We start from the raw sequence: 17,446 nt of genomic DNA, 5'->3' as shown, positions 1-17,446 counted from the left end.
CGGGAAGCAGGAATTACTACAGGTGAAAACCTACTTCGAAGGAGGAGAAAACCTAACAAAAGATAGGAAAATCCCTACGTTTCTAAATTGTAAATTGTGCGTGTGCAAAAATTTAAAAATATCCTGAACCTAAATTAATTATTTCAAAGAAGTATGGACAGAAACGGTAACATTTGGTACAATGCAGTTACAGAAAGTTTCCTTAAAATAATTAAGTTAAAGCCGTTTATAACGATAATTTATCAAAATCATGACCATGAGTAGATTATCTTTATTCAGATGGATAGAAACATAGTATAATCATAAACTCAAAAATTGCCTCAAAATCTTCAAGGAAAAAGTTAGACATTTCCCCGATTGGGTTCACCACTACAAAACCTAAAGCCTTTATTTTCAATATGAGAATAAGGATTTTTTATTTTATCCAATCAAAAAAAATCAAGCACCTCTCTATTATTTCTGTAAACATCAATAACCACATAGATAATTGCGTAATCTTCCGACGTTTCAAATTTCGTCTGGTCAAATAAACTAGTAACATCTGTCTTTCAGTTACCCCCCTAACAGGCAAACGTTATATGACTTCCTTTACTTAAAATCTCTCGATGCAAATAATTCGCCTTGCCTGGGATTGATCGGCTGAGGCCTTTTCTCGACAATTTCGTCTTGTTGGTTTTTGCCTGCATTCATGGGTTTGCTCATAGAACCCAGGTTTCGACCTTTCACTTCAATGTTCATTAAATCATTTAAATTGAAGCAGGAATTCACAACCACATGAATAACTTCACCCTCTATTTGAAGCTTTCCCGAAACCATTAGCAGCCGTGATTGCAAAATGACTTTCCGATATTTTTTGAATATATCGGCCCATACAACCAGGTTGGCAAAACCAGTTTCGTCTTCAATGGTGATGAATATAACGCCTTTCGCAGTTCCGGGCCGCTGACGAACAGTCACGAGTCCGCAAACTTTGGTAAACTGTCCATTTTTCATTTCAGGCAATGCTGAGGTTGGCACAATTTTCAGCTTATTCAATTTAGGGCGCACAAAGCTTACCGGGTGAGCTTTTAACGAAAGAGCGGTACTCGCATAATCCTGAATCACGTGCTCATTTTCGCTCATCGTGGGAAGTTCGATAGTTTCTTCGCTGACGCTTTGCGAAGGAGTTCCAGTGAATACACCTGTTGGGTGATCGTGTGAGGCTGATACTTCCCATAAAGCCCGGCGCCGATCGAGATTGATGGAACGGAAAGCATCCGCATCGGCCAAACGTTCCAATGCAAATAATGAAATACCGGCATCAAGCAATTCATTGATGTTTCTGTAGATGCCAGTTCTTTGGGCGATTATCTTTTTCATTTCATCTTCACGAAGGCCTTTCACCTGCCTAAACCCCAGCCGCATAGAAAAGTAATTACCATCCTTTTTTTCAAGGGTGTTGTCCCATTCCGAAAAGTTAATATCTACCGGCAACACTTTTACACCGTGCTTTTGGGCATCAATGACTATTTGTGCAGGCTGGTAAAAACCCATCGGTTGGCTATTAAGGAGCGAAGCGGCAAAAATATCCGGATAATGATATTTTATCCATGACGAAATGTAAACCAGTAGCGCAAAACTGGCAGCATGACTTTCGGGAAAACCGTAACTTCCAAAGCCCTCGATCTGCTTAAATACGCGGTTGGCGAATTCTTCAGTATATCCTTTTTTTAACATCCCCCCTACCAGTTTTTCTCGATACCAGCTAACTTTTCCCTTAGCCTTGAAAGTAGCCATGCTACGACGTAAGCCATCAGCTTCAGCCGGAGAGAAGCCTGCTGCAACAATCGAAATTTCCATCGCTTGTTCCTGAAATAGCGGCACTCCCAAAGTCCGACCAAGAATGTCTCGCAACTCATCGGAAGGAAATTCGATCGGTGCTTCGCCGTTTCGCCGTTTCAAATACGGATGCACCATATCTCCCTGTATGGGGCCGGGACGCACAATTGCCACTTCAATTACCAAATCGTAAAAAGTACGAGGTTTTAATCGTGGAAGCATCGACATTTGTGCACGGCTTTCAATTTGAAAAACACCCAGCGTGTCGGCATGGCTAATCATTTCATACACTTTCGGATCATCTTGCGGAATATTGGCCAACGTTAAATCCAATTGGTAATGTTTCTTTGCCAACTCAAAAGCCTTTCGAACGCAGGTGAGCATTCCCAATGCCAACACATCAACCTTCAGAAACCCCAAAGCTTCAATATCATCTTTATTCCACTCAATGCAAGTTCTGTCTTCCATTCGGGCATTTAGAACGGGACACAGCTCGTGTAACTTCCCACGCGTAATTACAAAACCACCAGTATGTTGTCCCAATTGTCGGGGAAACCCGATGTACTGATTGGTAAGTTCCAACACTTTTCGCAACAACGGATCGTTAGTGTTAAAACTGGTTGTTTCCAGCTTTTTCTTATCAAACCAGTCTTCTGTAAATTCGTAAGCCGATTTTGAAAGTACATTAATTACATCAGTTGACAATCCCATAACTTTTCCCACATCGCGCACAGCACCTTTCCAATGCACTTGTGTGACAGTAGCAACAATTCCGGCTCGATCCCGTCCATATTTTTGATAAATATACTGCATGATTTCTTCGCGCCGCTCATGCTCAAAATCCACATCAATATCAGGAGGTTCATTGCGTTCATCACTCATAAAACGGGCAAATAGCAATTTGAATTTGGACGGATTTACCGAAGTGATTCCCAAACAATAGCAAACCACCGAATTAGCAGCAGAGCCACGTCCCTGGCAAAGAATATTTCGGGAACGGGCTTCACGCACATAATCATACACTGTTAAAAAATACGAAGCATAATCTTTGCGGCCAATAAATTCCAACTCCATTTCAATGGTTTCTCTAATTTTCAAAGGAATTGTTTCACCAAACTGCTCGTGTGCTCCTTTCCATGTCAGATAGATCAGCTCTTCCATGGGAGTGCGTCCTTCACTGGTAATTTCTTCGGGATAGAGGTATTTCAGCTCGTCAAGTGAAAATTGACAACTGTCTGCAAGTTGCAAGGCATTATGAATCGCTTCGGGGTATTGCCGGAAAAGACGATACATTTCTTCGATGCTTTTCAAGTGGCGTTCCGCATTTTGATGTAGTTTGAAACCAGCAGTATGAATCGTGCATTTTTCCCGAATACAAGTCAGCGCATCTTGAAGTTCCCGTCGCTCCCTGGTATGATAATGAACATCGTTAGTGGCTACAAGCGGAATTTGCATTTGCTTTGCCAACTGCGAAAGGCGAAATAAACGTTTTTGATCATCGCCTTGATATGAAAAACTAGCCGCTAAATATAAATAATTGCCGAGTGCCTCTTTGTATTCTTTCAGTGCCTGTATAAATTCATCTTGAAAATTGAAGTTGGGCTGAAGCTTTGGAGGTGGAATTACCAAAAATTTGATTCCACTTGCATGTTTATAGACATCATCTTTGTATAAATGACATTTGCCTTTTTCTGCCCGCAAGTTACCTTCGGAAAGTAAAGCCGACAAATTCGCATAAGCCGACATGCTGGTAGGGAAAGCCAGCAAGCTTGGTCCATCCAGCAGGTCGAGACGACAGGCCGGAATAAAGCGAACCGATTTTCCTCGAGCAGCCACATGGGCGCGAACAATGCCAGCCAGCGAGTTGCGGTCGGTTATGGCAATCGCTTTGTACCCCATACTCTCTGCTTGCTCTACCAACTCTTCGGGATGCGCACCTCCCCGAAGAAAGGAAAAATTTGAAGTTACCTGTAGTTCTACGTAATTCATAACTGCACTTTTCCACTAATCAATTCATCTGAAGAACACCTTTTTTTACACAAAAAATCCATGCAAAAACCACTGTGTTTTATCATCGCCATAAAGTCCTAAGCGAAATAACCAATAGCGGACACCAGTATCATCCTCAACCCGGTAATAATCTCGGGGAGGGCCACTTTTCAACCACCACTCCTGCTCAATACGTTCAGGGCCATCGGCTTTTGTTATTCGGATTACTTCTCCCCGGTAACGAAAATGCATCGGTGGATAATCCGGAAGTACCACCATGACTTCAATAGGTTCGGGGGTGGCTAATAAATGTAGCGGACGAATGGAATCTCTCGCCCATTCTGTTTCAGGTGCTTCTGTCAATGATTTTACAGCCTTTATGGAATGCTCCGGCCAATAATACTCCTGAGGTAGATAGCGATGAATAGCCTGACTACCTACTTTCCCGGCAATATTGTCCAGCAATTCAGAGACAGCTTTTTGATTGTTGGAACTTAGGCTCCATAAAGCCTCTTGTGCTTCAACAACTTCCTCAACCAGAATAGCTTCAATCGTAAATAATTCAATTCCAAGTCCCGGCTCCAGTCCCGGTATTTTCAGCTCAAAAAGTTTAAACAGATGTTCTGCATTTCTGGATGCATGATTCGTTCCAATGCCAATTTGGACAATTTTTCCATCAAGGCGGTGCCCCTTAAAAATGCCGGAACGCATGCCTTTTCTTTCATAGGAAAGTCGGTTGCAAATCATCTCTAAGAGACGTTCCAGCGCAATTTTAATTCCGTTGGCTGTTCGTATGGGCTCGATACAAGGCAGTTGTTCTACATAAACTGGTGTTGGCTGAATGGGTGTGAGTGATTCTTGTTCTTTTCCCAAGGCTTGTCTCAGCCGGAGAAGAAAATGGTTTCCAAAACGCCGACGTAGATTTGATGGTGGAATTTTAAGAAGTTGGTCAATTTGTCGAAAGCCGAGTTTCTCCATCAGTTGTAAAGTGGTATCTTCCAACCGCAAAGCCGCAGGAGGTAATGAGAGCAAAGCTTCTTGCTGACAGCCTTGCTTCACAATAAATTGTTTTTGATAATGAGCCATAGCCCAGGCAGTACCGACTGTGTCGGCAATGGCTGCATTCACCTTGTAACCTCCCCGCTGCATGCATCCGGTAAGCGTCTCAAGATAAACTTGTTCTCCTCCCCACAAATGCGGACATCCAGAAATATCCAGAATGAGCCCATCCGGTAAGTCAATCGCAATGGTTGGACTAAAACGAAAACACCATTCTGCTAGTTTGTTCAGAAGTTTCTCATCAGCATCCGAATCGTAAGGAAGAGCTTCAATGGCAGGAAGGATGGCGCGCACATCAGCAACTACCATGCCCGAAAGAATTCCTTCTTCTTCCAAATCAGGAGTAACAGCTTGAACAACCATTCGCCCGCGTTCTGAAGCATATAAGAGAAACGACTCTTCCCGAAGCTCCGGATTAATTTTTTGTATCCGATTAATGGACAAATACCGAAACCAAATATATAAATAACGCTTAGGCATAATTCCTTTCTTTTCTGATTGATGGTGTTGACTGGATGTTGGAGCGCTGAGATGATAAAATACGAAAGCTGCTATCTTCCCATTCAAAATGCCAAATACCAGGACGACCATTTCGGATTTTCTCCAACTCTACCTCCAGTCTTGGAGAACCAACGCCAGGTAATCCATCGCTGGCCTGGCTGGGCATTGGAGTGATTTTCCAACGTGATACGCAAGCTAAAGTACTTTTTGTACAAGGTTGAATTCGATGTAAAAATCCGGTGACACGGCTTTGCTCAACAGCCAATTGTAAGCGTCGTGACTCAGCAAAACTTATGTCGCGCAATTCTGCTACTACTGCCGATAATGCAGCGCATTTCAAAGCTTGCTCCATCACCCATAAAACTTCCTTCGGTTGTTTTACATCAATAAAAATGACTCTGTGTGGTTCTATTCCAAAAAAAATTAACGCCGGAGGAAAAACTTTGCGCTGGACACCAATCCACAAACAGGTGCCATTTTTGCACATAAGCGTGCTTACTAAGTTTGACAGGAAGCCATTTGCGGCAGCGGCATGAGCTTCGGAAGGGCTGATAAATTCATGAATAGCTCCGACCGGAAAAACACCGTTTGGAAAAGCTGAATTCATCACTCCTAAGCCAAAATCTAGCTGCTGACTAACCGCCCCGCTGCTGAATCCTTCCATCGAAAGAATCTGCTTTTTCAGTTGCTTGATGATTTCTTTTTTTTCCGTAACTGCTTCCATCATTGAGAAATATTCTTATATTTGTTATTAATGATAACAATTCATTGTTTATAAATATAACAAATGAAGTATAAAACTCAAAAAATATTTTTCGCAGCGAATATCAAATTTCTTCGCGAACGCCGCAAAATCAGTCAGGAAACATTGGCTTCATCATTAGGATTAACACGGGCAAAAGTAGCTGCTATTGAGGCTGGAAATACAAAATCACCACAGCCTGAAGACTATCTGAATTTTTCAGACTTCTTTAAAATAAGTATTGACACACTGCTAAAAGTGGATTTGGCAAAGCTGGGAGAGATGAAAATACGAGAGTTGGAAGCCGGTAATGATGTTTACATTCGAGGAGGTAACTTGCGGGTGTTGGCTATCTCTGTAGATAAATCGAATAATGAAAATGTAGAATACGTACCGGTAAAAGCAAAAGCCGGTTATTTGTCCGGTTATAACGATCCTGAATTTATCGCTTCTTTGCCCAAATATTCAATTCCCAACCTGCCGGTAGAGGGAACTTTTCGTATTTTTCCGTCGGTGGGTGATTCGATGTTACCGGTTCCGGAGGGTGCTGATATTGTGGCGCAATACATAGCTGATTGGACTCTTTTGAAAGCGGACACTCCTTGTGTGGTTATTCTGAAAGGACAGCAGGATTTTGTTTTTAAAATGGTCACAGTGAATACGGATGGAACAATCCGGTTACGATCGCTAAATCCGACTTACAAACCTTATTTAGTTGAAGCTGCTGATGTGATGGAAATTTGGCGTTTTTATGCTTATACCAGCCGCGAGTTTCCCGAAGCCCAGACTGAAATGTCCACTGTCTTAACAGCCATCAAAAAATTGGAAGACAAGATTCAACATATATCAGAGAAATAATTTGGGGAGATATAGTAAAAAAGGGAATAGGAAAGTCAGTCCAAGAACAAATTTATTTAAAATGAATCGATAGAGCCAAGGATAAAATTCTCGATACCAGCAAAACTATCAGTCAAATTGCATATGAATTGGGATTTCAATACCCTATGCATTTTAGTTAAATTTTCAAACACAAAACAGTCTATTCTCCCAATGACTATATATCTATGAACTTATAATTAAATCTCACTTAGTGACCTTCCTTATCAAAAACAAAGGGTAATAGATTGCTATAATTCACGTTTTCCTGAGACTCAAAAAAAAAATCATTACTACCTCACAACCAACAAGAAAGAAGTCTAATATATTTTATATTGGAATAGCAGCAAGAGATAAAGCTAAATATGTTATGAGCAAGCTAGTTTCATTTTCAAATTACTTATACCTTTCTACTATTGTTATGAAATTACAAACATGCAGGTTCGGGTCCTGATCTGGGCACAAAAAATGTTATAATCACCAATGAGATTTTCATTTTTCAATTAAACATAGCGCAATAGCCCATTTTTTCTATATTTAAATTCGTCTATTTTGCTATCTATATCGTATTGCTCCTAATTTCCGCATTTAAAGTTTAAGTTACAGATCGATCCATCTATTCCAAATTCTTTCTTGAAACCATGAAAAATCACTTACACAAAAGGATTTAAAAACAATATCAAATGAAGACCTAAAAAAAAACAAAAATCCCATATCCATCCTTATATCAATAAATTAAAATCACCAACTCAATTTATTAAGAATTGAAATTACAAGCCAATAAATTTCTTTCGTAAATACAAAGATTTACATCTATAATCTCGATACAAGATACCCCCAATTCGGTCAAAATTTGAACATTTTTTCAAATATTGCGGTCATCAATGTCAATTATCTATATATTTGCATACATGAAAGACAAAATAGAATTCAAGGAATTAGATATCCAAGTTGAAACCAATTGGATAAAAAGGACAATCTGGACTCCGCACGGTAAAAAAACGATCTTATACGTTATTTTAGGAGCAATACTAGGTCTTGTATTATTTCTGCTAACGACAGAAAGCAAAATTGCAGAAGTAAACCTCGGCGAACTTTTTCAGAATGTACTATTTGGAGGTTTATTTGGATTGCTCATTACTAACAGTCCCTGTGCTAGAAATAAGTGTTAGAAATGATAATTGCACTAGTGCGACAATAACACAACACGCCAATATTCGATCCTTCGAATTTAAGCCAATCAATACATAAAGTTCACAATTCATTTTTGCAACAATTTAGCTGCAATACAATTGTCCTCTCCAATCATCTTACTTATTTGATTTTAAGACAAATAGAATTCGTTTGTAAAAACATCAACTTTTAAAATCAATTAGCTTAATAGAATAAAGTTTGATCAAAAACTGATCAATGAATATATTTCAAAAATTGATCATGAAATTTTACTAATGAATCCGCATTCACTGGTTTTGTAATCTTCAAAAATATTTCATTCTGCCAAAAAAAAATACATCTTTGTAGCAATGTTTGAATGGGCTAATACCTAAAAGTGAATAATAACCCCCAAATAACTGAATCTGTTTTCTCCCATTTTAAAGATGGTGATGAGTTGGCTTTTGAAATGATATTCAAGTCAAATTACTCGGCATTATTAGGTTTTTGCAGCCAATTCATAAATGAGATTGATTCGTCAAAAAATATAGTACAGGAAGCATTTATTAATCTTTGGATAAACAGACATAAAATTGAAAATTCGAATGGAATAAAAGCTTTCCTTTATACTTATATAAAATCAGCTTCCCTTAATTATATCAGGCACAATCAAGTCGTTAGTAGATATAAAGACAATCAATTGATGCGCAAAGAAATTGAGCTTAATAGCGAGATTCTTGACTCTTTTGATTTCCATTCACTGGAAATAATTGAATTGGAGCAATTAATACAGCAAGCAATAGGAAATTTACCAGATAGGTGTAGAGAAGTATTTATTTTAAGTCGGATTGAAGGGAAAAAAAATAAGGAGATTGCAGATCAATTAGGCATTTCTGTAAAATCAGTTGAAGCAAACATCACCAGGGCAATTAAAACATTAAAAATCAACCTATCAGAATATCTTCCAGTCGTCCTCATACAATTCATCATCCAACATTTCTCTTAGTTTATTAGATATTTTTCAGTATCGAATATTATTTTTTTCATTACCCAATATAGGGTGTGTCGTGTGTAAGGTGTACTAATAAGCAGAACGCAGAAAAGATGAATTATTCAATAATTAAAAAGTATTTGAGCGGAACAGCTACTGAAAACGATGTGAAAAACCTTTTCAGTTGGATAGAGGAAAATCCTGCGAACCGCAACGAGTTCATACAGCTTAAGAAGCTGTGGTCTCTTACCGAAAAATCGAGAGAAGATGAAAATAAGGCTTGGGACATGTTTTCCGAACGAAACATGATATCCAGAAGAAGAGTTCTCAATTACAGTAACCTTTTACGCTATGCAGCTTCTGTATTTGTCATTTTTTCATTGGGCATGTTACTCCAATACCTGATACAAAATAAACAAATAAATAACGTCCAATATGCCTCAGATACCTGTATCGAAGTTCCTCCAGGGCAAATGACATCTGTGGTTTTACCCGACGGTTCAAAAGTACAGATGAACTCAGGAAGTAAACTGTTCTATTCAGGAGAATATAGTGCAGGTGAGCGAATTGTAAAATTGCAGGGGGAAGCATTTTTTGATATTGAAAAAGATACAGAACATCCTTTTCTTGTAAAAACGGATAGATTGGATTTCAAAGTATATGGAACATCATTCAATGTACAAGCTTATCCTGATGAAGATGAGATAAACACTACATTAGTAGAAGGAAGTCTCGGTGTTATTAATAAAAAAGGAGACGAACTTACCCGCTTAGTTCCGGGCGAAAATGCAAAGCAACTTTGCTCAACCAACGAACTGATCATCAAAAAGGTTAATACACAAATCTACACTTCCTGGAAAGAAGGACTAATTACATTTCAAAATGAAAAACTTAAAGATATTGCCAAGCAGCTTGAACGATGGTATAATGTGAAGATCATTTTTAGAAATCCTGATATTGGAGAAGAAGTTTACCTCGGTACAATCCTTCAAAACAAGCCCATAGACCAAATTCTTGAGGTATTTAGCCTGACCTCCTCCTTGAAATATGAGATTGTTCCACAAGCAGATAAGCCAACAATAATTTATTGGGAGTAAGCTATCAAATATGATTGAGCGACCTCCTAAACAAACAACCAAATTCAAATTTTATGCAAAATATTAATTCGTCCTAAAAAGACAAGCCGGAAATAATTCCGGCCTGTTCCACTTGACTGATGCTGGTAACATCATTCAATGTGCTGAAAATAAAAGCCTTCGCAAAAAGGCCAATATTAATCTATAACAGTTCAAATTTATGAAAAAAACTGAATGTATTCCACTATATGTGGATTTTAAAAAACTGGTACGTATCATGAAATTAGCGACAGTATTAGTATTCATCCTGAGCATGAATGTATTTGCCTCTACTTATGGACAAACAGGCAAAATAAGTATTGAAATGAATTCCACGTTCAAAGAAGTTATTGAACGACTTGAGCAAGTATCAGGCTATCACTTTGTTCTGAAATACGATGAATTAATTCTTGACAAGGTCGTCAATGTAAAATACTCAAATGAGAGTATAGAGAATGTACTCGATGGGTTGCTCAAGGAAACAGGGCATACATATAAAATAGTAGATCGATACATAGCTATATCACCTGGAGAAAAGCAGGGAAAGAACTCTCAACAAAAAGGTGTTTCAGGGAAAGTATCGGACCCAAACGGATCTCCCCTACCCGGAGTAACAGTAGTTGTAAAAGGAACGACTAATGGTACCATCTCCGATTTTGACGGGAATTACACAATTAACAATATTCCTGATGATGCCGTTCTGGTATTTTCATTTGTTGGAATGAAGTCACAAGAGGTACTGGTTATCGGAAAGAGTTATATCGATATTGCAATGACTGAAGATGCAATTGGCATTGGTGAAGTTGTTGCCATAGGATATGGTAGCGTAAAAAGAGAAGAGCTCACAAATGCCGTATCAAGTGTTAGTTCGGAAGACTTTGTCCAAGGTTCAATAAAAGACGCAGCTCAACTGATAAAAGGACAAGTTGCCGGGGTCAATATTATAAACCCTGATGCTAATCCAACCGGAACCTCACAAATTGTTTTACGTGGTGTGACTACCTTGGCGGCCGGAACACAACCATTAATAGTGATTGATGGAGTTCCGGGCTCTCTGACCGATGTTGCTCCAGAGGATATTGAAACAATCGATGTGCTTAAAGATGGTTCTGCTGCTGCTATATATGGTACCCGAGGTACAAATGGAGTTATTCTTATAACCACCAAAAAGGTTAAAGGCGAGACCCCTGCAACCATAGAATTGAATAGTTACATAACAACACAAGCTATTTCTAAATCAATTGATTTTATGAATGCAGATCAGTACCGGAATTTGGTGAATCAAGGGAAACCGGGAGCAATTGATTATGATGCCAATACAAAATGGACAGACCAAATTTTTAGAACTCCAATTTCTCAAAATCATAACATAAGTATGAAGGGAGGAAGTTCTACCACCAACTATGTTATGAACATCAATTATAAACAGTTACAGGGATTGATGTTGCGCTCGGACAATAATGTACTTACTGCCAGAATAGAAGCAAACCATACAATGTTTGACGGAAAACTGAAGTTAAATGGTAATATAATCGGCTACGACCAAAAATATTTTTCCGGAGGGGATGGATATAGTTGGCGAGGTGATGTTTACAGAAATGCCCTGATTTATAATCCCACTGATCCTGTTAAAGATGAAGAAGGCAATTGGACAGAACATCCTGAAATGAACAATTATGCCAATCCATTATCATTGATTAGAGAAACAGAAGGCGAAATTGCAATTACAAATTTTAAACCTTTTGGAACAATCACATTTTACCCTTTAGATGGACTAATCGTTAAGGCTCTCGGATCAAGAGAGATATACAACAGAACTGCGGGCTATTCTGAATCTTTTGAACATCTGAACAGTATTAGAGAAGCGAGAACAGGATTTGCATCCAGAAGTACATCAAGAAATGTAAATGACTTATTGGAATTGACATCTACCTATTCAAAATCTTTCGATACCCATAACGTAAATGTGTTGGCGGGCTATAGTTTCCAGCAGGACACTTACGATTTTTACTGGATGAATAACTTTGACTTTCCAAGTGATAAATACACTTATAATAACATGTCAGATGGTGCTGCTTTAACAGAAGGAAGAGCTGGCATGGATTCTAACAAAAGCTCCTCGAAGCTGGTAAGTTATTTTGCCAGGGTTAATTACAGTTTCAACAACAAATATTTACTTATGGCCAGTTTAAGATACGAAGGATCTTCAAAATTTGGGAAAGACCATAAGTGGGGTGCATTCCCTGCTGTTTCAGCCGGTTGGAACATTGTGAATGAGGAATTTATGAAGAACCTGGGAAGTTCAGTATCACAATTAAAGATGAGGGTAGGATATGGTATTACAGGAACTGCTCCATCTAGTGAATATCAATCCTTAAGTAGGTTAACATATGGAAACAAATATATGCTAAACGGGGCATGGATTCCGGTAATATATCCTTCTTCTAATGCTAATCCAGACTTAAGATGGGAAACAAAAGAGGAAATTAATATTGGACTGGATTTTGGTTTTTTTAATAACCGAATTTCGGGAGCTATAGATGCATACAAACGCACAACAAAGGACTTACTCTGGAATTACAATGTTTCAACTCCTCCGTATCTTTACAGCAGTGTGTTGGCAAATGCCGGCTCGATGGAAAATAAAGGTCTTGAAATTCAAGTTACTGCAATACCTGTAAAAACCAAAAATATTAGCTGGACAACAAACTTAAACTACTCCACAAATAGTAATAAATTGCTCTCGCTTTCAAATGATAAATTTCAACTTCAAAGCGGTTACTTTTACACAGGTTGGACGGAAGAACCAATACAAACAAACACCCACAGGGTTGAAGAAAGTGAAGCAATTGGTAATTTTTATGGGTTTAAGTCAATTGATATTGACGAAGATGGATACTGGATTATTGAAGGAAATGACGGAAATCCGAAACCAATTGCAGAGCAACAGCCTGATGATAAAAAGGTATTGGGCAACGGATTACCAAAACACTACCTTGGTTGGAACAATACATTCACGTACAAGCAGTTTGATTTAAACATTACCATGCGAGGTGCCTTTGATTATCAAATATTAAACATGACAAAAATGTTTTATGCTGTACCGGTAAGCCTCACTCGCGGAAATGTAATGACTGGTACCTATGACAATATTTATGGGAAAAGACCACTTAATGATTTTCAGGAACTTCAATATGTAAGTCATTTCATCGAGGAGGGTGATTATTGGAAAATTGACAACATCACATTAGGATACACTTTTAATCTACAAAGGGGGATTGTTAAGAACCTGAGATTATATTTATCCGGTTCAAATATGTTTACCATTTCCGGATATAGCGGGATAGATCCAGAAGTAAATAGTATTGGCCTAGATCCAGGCTTGGATAACAGGGATAGGTATCCATCAACAAGAACGTTTACATTTGGATTTTCAATGAAATTTTAAATCGAGAAAAAATGAAGAGTTTAGTAAAAATAATTATAGTAACATTAATATTGGCTAGTCATTATTCATGTAATGATTTAACTGAAACTGTCTATTCTGAATTAACAGAAGATGGTTATAACTATACACCTGATGAAATATACAGTGTAGCAGGGCCGGTTTACCAAAACTTACGAAGCTTGCATACGCACACGGGATTTTCAATAATGCAGGAGACAACAACCGATGTATTGGTTATGCCGGCAAATGCTTCAGGTTGGGACGATGGTGGGATATTCAAAAAAATGCACCTCCACACATGGAACGCGGAAGCCCCTCAAGTAAAAAACCTTTGGGCAGCATTATATCCGGGAGTTCTACATGCTAACAGAATTATAGAGCAGCTGGAAGAAGAAATAGTTCCTGTGCCATCAGATTTAAATAAAGAAGCTTTAATTGCTGAAATGAAAGTCGCCAGAGCATTTTATTACTGGTTGCTAATTGATAATTTTGGAGATGTCCCATTTGTAATGACGACATCACAGGAATTGCCATCCATAACAACACGGGAAGAGATATTCCAATCAATAGTCAATGATATAACAACTTCTTTATCTAGCTTAAGCGAAGAGAATAGTACTTTGATGTATGGACGTTTTAACAAGTGGGCAGCAAAAACATTGCTGGCAAACCTTTATTTAAATGCTGAAGTCTACACAGGCACTTCTGAGTGGGACAAATGTATTTCTGAGTGTAATGATATCATCAGTTCCGGCAAGTATGATTTAGAGGGAAATTATATCGACTGTTTTAAACCACATAATGAAAATTCGGTAGAGACAATTTTTGCGATCCCTTATGACGAGATAAACGGTGGTGGTTTTTTTAGTACTAATTATACGTTTCATGCCTCATCAAGATATAAATATAATCTATCCACCACTCCATGGGGAGCAGGCTCTGCAAAAGCTGTTTCTCAGTTTATAGACACCTATGATATGGATGATTCACGTCTTGACGACACATGGGAACATGGCCTTCAATTCGCTGCAGATGGAGTTACACCGCTTTTATGTACCTACGATAGGGCTGGAGAACAATTAAATTATTCGAAAGACCTGCCAAACGGCATATACACCACCGAAGACGAGGGATACAGAATAAAAAAGTTTCTGCCTGAAGAAGGTGCTCAATTTTATATGAATAATGATTTCCCCTTCTTTCGTTATGCTCAGGTGTTGATGATGAAAGCGGAGTGTTTGTTAAGAAATGGACAAGCAGATGACGCTGCAACTATAGTAACTCAAGTTCGACAAAGGGCTTTCAAAGATATGCCGGCAAAGGCTACTGTTAGTGGAACCCAATTAACTGCAAACAGCAAATACAGTTTTGGTTATGTTGAAAATTATGAAATTGTCGACAATGGAGACACCTCACCTGTAGAATTTGGAGGTTTTTATGACGAACTGGGATACGAATTCGCTTGTGAGTGGCAAAGACGAAGAGATATGATTCGTTTTGGTACTTACACAATCAAAAGCTGGCTTTCTCATAAACCTCAGGGAGAAAAGACAAAAGTATTTCCACTTCCGCAAACTGTAGTTGATGCAAATCCTAATCTTGAACAAAATCCAGATTACAAATAAAAACACATTTAATAAATTTTATAATTTAAAAAGGCAGTCAGCAAACATCTGGCTGCCTTTACAAAGAAAAATAAACTGACGATCTATTATTTATTAAAAACAACATGTTATGGGAAGAATACTATCCGCGATCCTAATTCTAAGTTTCCTTCTTTCATGCTCTGAAAGAGGGAAAAATGAAAAATCAAATTCGACTGACCAAAAGGCTCTTGTGTTGGAGCACGATTATCCAATTAAGCCTGTTGAGTTTACAAAAGTGTCAATCAATGATAACTTTTGGGCTCCACGTATTAAAACAAATCGTGAAGTAACTGTCCCATATACTTTCCAAAAAAGTGAAGAAACAGGCCGTATCAGCAATTTTGCTATAGCTGGCGGACTTGAAGACGGTGAGTTTAAAGGTATTTATTTCGATGATTCTGACGTTTTCAAAATAATTGAAGGTGCCAGTTATACTCTAATGGTCGAAGAAAATCCGGATCTCAGGCTCTATTTAGATAATCTAATAGCAAAGATAGCTGCTGCACAAGAAGATGATGGTTACTTGTATACCAATAGAACAATCAACCCTGAAAAAGCTGCCGATGGCGGTGGCAGAGAGCGTTGGACCAGATTGGATATATTTCATGAATTATACAATGTAGGGCACATGTATGAAGCTGCTGTTGCTCATTATCAAGCCACCGGAGAACGATCACTTTTAGACGTGGCAATAAAAAATGCTGATTTGATTGTATCGGTATTTGGCCCCGGCAAAAATATGGGGGTTCCTGGTCATGAAGAAATTGAAATTGGCCTGATAAAATTATATCGTGTTACCGGCAATGAAAAGTATTTTGATTTAGCTAAATTCTTTGTAGATCAACGTGGAAACGCAGAGGGACATGATTTATATGGCGATAACTACCAGGATCATATGCCATTTTCTGACCAAACAGAAGCAGTCGGTCACTCAGTAAGGGCGTGTTATTTCTACGCTGGTGCTACAGATGTAGCAGCACTTAGCGGCTCTGACCATTATGATGAACCCCTTAATAATATTTGGGAAGATATTGTTTATCGTAAAATCTACTTAACAGGTGGAATTGGCGCAGAACCCAAATTTGAAGGATTTGGTCCTAAGTACCATTTGCCAAATGCCACGGCTTATACCGAAACTTGTGCAGCAATTTCATTAATGCTATGGAATCATCGAATGTTTTTACGAACCGGTGAGGTAAAGTATATGGATGTTTTTGAGCGCACACTATACAATGGATTTTTATCCGGAGTTTCTTTTGAGGGAAATAAATTCTTTTATCCCAATCCGCTGGAATCAGATGGAGAGTTTAAGTTTAATCACGGCAACTGTGAGCGATCACCATGGTTTGACTGTTCTTGTTGTCCTGTAAATATTGTGCGCATCCTCCCCTCCCTTCCTGGATATGTATATGCAACAAAAGAAGATCAGCTCTTTGTTAATTTATATATTGGCAATTCTGCAGAGATACAATTGGGAGACGAAAAAGTTAGCATTTCTCAAACAACTAATTATCCGTGGGAAGGCAAAGTTCTTCTGGAAGTAAACAATGATATTTCCAAATCAATGACCTTGAATTTAAGGGTTCCAGCCTGGGTTCGAAATGAAGTTATGCCGGGTAATTTGTATACCTATGCAGATCAACAGACTCCTTCGTTTTACGTTTCTGTTAATGGGAAAAAACAAGAAGTGACTGTTAAAGATGGATTTATAACTCTGGATAAGCAGAATTGGAAAGAAAATGATCAGGTTGAGATATCTTTTGAAATGCCTGTAAGAAAAGTTATCGCTAATGAAAAGGTTGCAGAAGATCAGGGGAAAATAGCGTTGGAAAGAGGGCCACTTGTATATTGTGCCGAAGCTGCAGATAATCCGAACGGAGTGCTAAATGTAAAGGTCAATCCGAAAAGCACTTTCAATTATCAATTTAATTCAGATCTTTTTACCGGAATTGGCCAGATTAAAGGTGAAAACATTACAGCTATCCCTTATTATGCATGGGCTAATCGCGGTGCGAACGAAATGGCTGTTTGGTTAAAAACAAGCAAATAAACCTAGTAAACCGGAGAAACGTATTTCAAAATAGGTAACATCAAACGACCTTCGAATAA

The 17,446-nt window shown here is 38.4% G+C and carries 10 protein-coding genes; 7 read left to right on the top strand and 3 right to left on the bottom strand.

Annotated features, from left to right (window positions below):
* Positions 1 to 588: 588 nt before the first annotated feature.
* The 3 genes from ACUNWD_RS01795 to ACUNWD_RS01785 are packed head-to-tail and all read right to left on the bottom strand — an operon-like array spanning position 589 to position 6,094.
* Complete coding sequence (locus ACUNWD_RS01795) at positions 589 to 3,807, bottom strand: error-prone DNA polymerase (RefSeq protein WP_445586046.1); 3,219 nt, start codon at positions 3,805 to 3,807, stop codon at positions 589 to 591.
* Positions 3,808 to 3,852: 45 nt separating this feature from the next.
* On the bottom strand, positions 3,853 to 5,346 hold the full coding sequence (locus tag ACUNWD_RS01790) for a Y-family DNA polymerase (RefSeq protein ID WP_445586045.1): 1,494 nt from the start codon (positions 5,344 to 5,346) through the stop codon (positions 3,853 to 3,855).
* On the bottom strand, positions 5,339 to 6,094 hold the full coding sequence (locus ACUNWD_RS01785) for an ImuA family protein (protein ID WP_445586044.1): 756 nt from the start codon (positions 6,092 to 6,094) through the stop codon (positions 5,339 to 5,341). The genes ACUNWD_RS01790 and ACUNWD_RS01785 overlap by 8 nt, the downstream gene beginning before the upstream one ends.
* Before the next feature lie 60 nt (positions 6,095 to 6,154).
* Between ACUNWD_RS01785 and ACUNWD_RS01780 the strand changes: the two genes are divergently transcribed.
* The 7 genes from ACUNWD_RS01780 (at position 6,155) to ACUNWD_RS01750 (ending at position 17,387) form a co-directional block, all read left to right on the top strand.
* A complete protein-coding gene (locus ACUNWD_RS01780) occupies positions 6,155 to 6,967 on the top strand; it encodes an XRE family transcriptional regulator (RefSeq protein ID WP_445586043.1) in 813 nt (270 codons plus the stop codon).
* 929 nt (positions 6,968 to 7,896) lie between these two features.
* Positions 7,897 to 8,157, top strand: a complete 261-nt coding sequence (locus ACUNWD_RS01775; protein ID WP_445586042.1) for a hypothetical protein — start codon at positions 7,897 to 7,899, stop codon at positions 8,155 to 8,157.
* A gap of 377 nt (positions 8,158 to 8,534) precedes the next feature.
* Positions 8,535 to 9,143 (top strand): RNA polymerase sigma-70 factor, encoded by a 609-nt coding sequence (locus ACUNWD_RS01770; RefSeq protein WP_445586041.1) that lies wholly within the window; start codon positions 8,535 to 8,537, stop codon positions 9,141 to 9,143.
* A 98-nt stretch (positions 9,144 to 9,241) separates the two neighbouring features.
* A complete protein-coding gene (locus ACUNWD_RS01765) occupies positions 9,242 to 10,225 on the top strand; it encodes a FecR family protein (protein ID WP_445586040.1) in 984 nt (327 codons plus the stop codon).
* A gap of 199 nt (positions 10,226 to 10,424) precedes the next feature.
* Positions 10,425 to 13,691, top strand: a complete 3,267-nt coding sequence (locus ACUNWD_RS01760) for a SusC/RagA family TonB-linked outer membrane protein (RefSeq protein ID WP_445586039.1) — start codon at positions 10,425 to 10,427, stop codon at positions 13,689 to 13,691.
* A gap of 11 nt (positions 13,692 to 13,702) precedes the next feature.
* Complete coding sequence (locus ACUNWD_RS01755) at positions 13,703 to 15,316, top strand: RagB/SusD family nutrient uptake outer membrane protein (protein WP_445586038.1); 1,614 nt, start codon at positions 13,703 to 13,705, stop codon at positions 15,314 to 15,316.
* 109 nt (positions 15,317 to 15,425) lie between these two features.
* Positions 15,426 to 17,387: a glycoside hydrolase family 127 protein gene (locus ACUNWD_RS01750; RefSeq protein WP_445586037.1), complete on the top strand. Its 1,962-nt coding sequence runs from the start codon at positions 15,426 to 15,428 to the stop codon at positions 17,385 to 17,387.
* Positions 17,388 to 17,446 lie beyond the last annotated feature (59 nt).

The sequence above is a fragment of the Sunxiuqinia sp. A32 genome, assembly GCF_052690465.1.
This window is presented reverse-complemented; position numbering and strand designations above follow the sequence as displayed.

Excerpts from the sequence above, each read along its gene's own strand:
- ACUNWD_RS01795 (WP_445586046.1), bottom strand. The coding sequence starts at position 3,807 with ATGAATTACGTAGAACTACAGGTAACTTCAAATTTTTCCTTTCTTCGG.
- ACUNWD_RS01790 (WP_445586045.1), bottom strand. The coding sequence starts at position 5,346 with ATGCCTAAGCGTTATTTATATATTTGGTTTCGGTATTTGTCCATTAAT.
- ACUNWD_RS01785 (WP_445586044.1), bottom strand. The coding sequence starts at position 6,094 with ATGATGGAAGCAGTTACGGAAAAAAAAGAAATCATCAAGCAACTGAAA.
- ACUNWD_RS01780 (WP_445586043.1), top strand. The coding sequence starts at position 6,155 with ATGAAGTATAAAACTCAAAAAATATTTTTCGCAGCGAATATCAAATTT.
- ACUNWD_RS01775 (WP_445586042.1), top strand. The coding sequence starts at position 7,897 with ATGAAAGACAAAATAGAATTCAAGGAATTAGATATCCAAGTTGAAACC.
- ACUNWD_RS01765 (WP_445586040.1), top strand. The coding sequence starts at position 9,242 with ATGAATTATTCAATAATTAAAAAGTATTTGAGCGGAACAGCTACTGAA.
- ACUNWD_RS01760 (WP_445586039.1), top strand. The coding sequence starts at position 10,425 with ATGAAAAAAACTGAATGTATTCCACTATATGTGGATTTTAAAAAACTG.
- ACUNWD_RS01755 (WP_445586038.1), top strand. The coding sequence starts at position 13,703 with ATGAAGAGTTTAGTAAAAATAATTATAGTAACATTAATATTGGCTAGT.
- ACUNWD_RS01750 (WP_445586037.1), top strand. The coding sequence starts at position 15,426 with ATGGGAAGAATACTATCCGCGATCCTAATTCTAAGTTTCCTTCTTTCA.